This window comes from Streptomyces sp. NPDC001668 (assembly GCF_042893155.1).
Lineage (GTDB): Bacteria > Actinomycetota > Actinomycetes > Streptomycetales > Streptomycetaceae > Streptomyces.
On the sequence record NZ_JBIAUQ010000036.1, the window covers coordinates 1 to 2,225 of the forward strand.

The 2,225-nt window shown below is 71.7% G+C and carries 1 protein-coding gene; it reads left to right on the plus strand.

The genetic code is table 11. The features are described from left to right. Positions 1–2,225 (plus strand): beta-ketoacyl synthase N-terminal-like domain-containing protein (locus ACFYZ8_RS44810; protein ID WP_389050851.1); only part of this gene is annotated, 2,225 nt, incomplete at both ends.

Here is a 2,225-nt window from a genome sequence, read left to right on the forward strand (position 1 = left end):
GTCGCCGACGGCAGCCGCCTCTTCCTGGAGGTCAGCCCACACCCGGTGCTGACCGGTGCGATCGAGGAGAGCGGTGAGCAGGTCACCGCGACCGGGACCCTGCGGCGCGACCACGGCGGGACCCGGCAGTTCCTGACCGCGCTGTCCCAGCTGTGGGTCCATGGCGTCACCCCCGACTGGGCCACCGTCCTGCCCGCCACCACCACCCCCGCAGACCTCCCCACCTACGCCTTCCAACGTGACCGTTACTGGCTCGCGCCCTCGACCTCCTCAGGTTCTTCGTCCGAGGTCCGTGTGGAGCTGCCGTCAGCCCCCGTGACCGAGGCGGCCGAGGGGTTCCCGCGTCGGGTGGCGGACGCGGCCAACGAGGCTCAGCGCAAACGCGTCGTACTGGACGAGGTGTGCCGGCACGCCGCGGCGGTGCTGGGCTGGTCGTCGGCGGCTGAGGTGGAGGCGCGGCGGGCCTTCCGGGACTTCGGCTTCGACTCGTTGACCGCCGTCGAACTGCGCAACCGGCTCGTCGCGACGACGGGCGTGGCCCTCGCGCGGGCCGTGGTGTTCGACCACCCGACCCCCTTGGCGCTCGCCGAGCATCTGCTGGACAGGATCCTGGGCAGAGAGGGGACCACGGAGGCCGTTTCGGCCGAGTCCGCGGACACGCGGGAACCGATCGCCATCGTGGCCGTCGGCTGCCGTTTCCCGGGCGGCGTCCGGTCACCGGAGGACCTGTGGGAGCTGCTGCTGTCGGAGGGGCAGGACCGGTCGGTCAACTCCGGGTTCCCGACGGACCGGGGCTGGGACCTCGACGCCCTCCAGCACCCCGACACCACACGCCCCGGCAGCTGCTACGTCCATCAAGGCGGATTCCTGCACGACGCGGGCGAGTTCGACGCGGGCTTCTTCGGGCTGTCGCCACGTGAGGCGCTGGCGATGGATCCGCAGCAGCGCCTGCTGATGGAGACCTCCTGGGAGACCCTGGAACGCGCCGGTATCGATCCGCTGTCGCTGCGGGGCAGCCGGACGGGTGTCTTCGTCGGCTTCGTCCCGCAGGGCTACGGCAGCGGTGTGACCGATGCCCAGGGCACCGAGGGCTACCTCTTCACCGGGGCCGCGGGCAGCGTGGCGTCCGGCCGTATCGCCTACACCCTGGGCCTGACCGGTCCGGCCGTGACGGTGGACACGGCGTGTTCGTCGTCGCTGGTCGCGCTGCATCTGGCCGTGCAGTCCCTGCGCGGCGGCGAGTGCGGGATGGCGCTCGTCGGCGGGGTCAGTGTCACGACCATGCCCGGGATCTTCACCGAGTTCAGCCATCAGCGCGGACTGGCGCCGGACGGCCTCTGCAAGCCCTTCGCCGCAGCGGCGGACGGCACCGCCTGGGCCGAGGGCGTAGGTGTCCTGCTGGTGGAGCGGCTGTCCGATGCCCGGCGTAACGGGCATCAGGTGCTGGCGGTGATCCGGGGTTCCGCCCTGAACCAGGACGGCGCCTCCAACGGCCTGACGGCACCCAACGGCCCCTCCCAGGAACAGGTCATCCGGCAGGCGTTGGCGAACGCCGGGCTGGCGGCCTCCGAGGTGGATGTGGTGGAGGCGCACGGTACGGGGACTTCGCTGGGGGATCCGATCGAGGCGGGTGCGTTGCTGGCGACGTACGGGCAGGGGCGGCCTGCTGAACGGCCGTTGCTGCTGGGGTCGTTGAAGTCGAACATCGGTCATACGCAGGCCGCTGCGGGTGTGGCCGGTGTGATCAAGACGGTGATGGCGCTACGGCATGGTGTGGTGCCGGCGACCTTGCATGTCGATGAGCCCTCGCCGCAGGTCGACTGGGCCGCGGGCTCGGTCGAGCTGGTGACCGAGCACACCGCGTGGCCCGAGATGGGTCGGGTGCGGCGGGCGGGGGTGTCGTCGTTCGGCGTGAGCGGGACGAATGCGCATGTGATCGTGGAGGAGGCTCCGGCGGTCGAGGCACCGGAGGGCCAGGGTGCTGTGGTGGAGGGGGCGGTGCCGTGGGTGGTGTCGGGGCGGTCCGAGGCTGGGCTGCGGGCGCAGGCCGGGCGCCTGAGGGAGTTCGTCGGGAGGCACACCGAGATCAACTCTGCTGCCGTGGCCTGGTCGTTGGCGACCCGTCGGGCCGCGTTGGAGCATCGGGCTGTGGTGGTGGCGGAGGACCGGGAGGGGTTCCTGGCGGGGCTTGATGCGGTTGCCGCGGGTGAGCCTGCGGGGCATGT